The sequence below is a fragment of the Aeromonas sp. EU05-FHT14A05 genome (assembly GCF_058791175.1).
In genome coordinates this window covers 125176-125722 of the sequence record NZ_JBYTDH010000013.1, presented here as the reverse complement: position 1 = coordinate 125722, position 547 = coordinate 125176, and positions in this window count along the sequence as shown.

Sequence of the window (547 nt, the reverse complement as noted above, 5' to 3'; positions counted from 1 at the left end):
TGCTGAAATAAACTGTGACAACCGAAGTTGTCTTGGTCACTTCACCAGACATTGAAAATCAAAAATTGTTTTTGATGTTCGATGCTGTGAGTGCCCACACAGATTGCTTGATTCAAATTGTTAAAGAGCGACGCAACAGTGTGTTGCTGCGGGAGTGGAATTCTACTCAACCGCCTTCTCGAGTCAAGCCTTATTTTCAAAGGCTTTTCGAGGTTATCGACTTGGCTTTCTGCGTTGCCGCTTGCCCTGTCGATGGAGGCGCATTATAGGGAGCTGAAACTTTCTGACAAGCCCCTCAAGGCAATAAAATTGCAAAAAATGGCAATTGTTTAGTTATTCATAACCAAGCACAGCTTTTATACAAACTTATCCACAAAATGAACCTAAGTTAGGAGCAAGTTGGTAGCGTTCCTTGTATAGGTCTCTGCATCTTGTTGGTACTTACACCCCCGCACCAGGTAAATGAAGGCTCGCCTCGCAGAAGAGGAATACCTATATAAGGAAGAAGTAGACGAAGGGCTAGGTTAATAGCCACAGTACAGTTGAG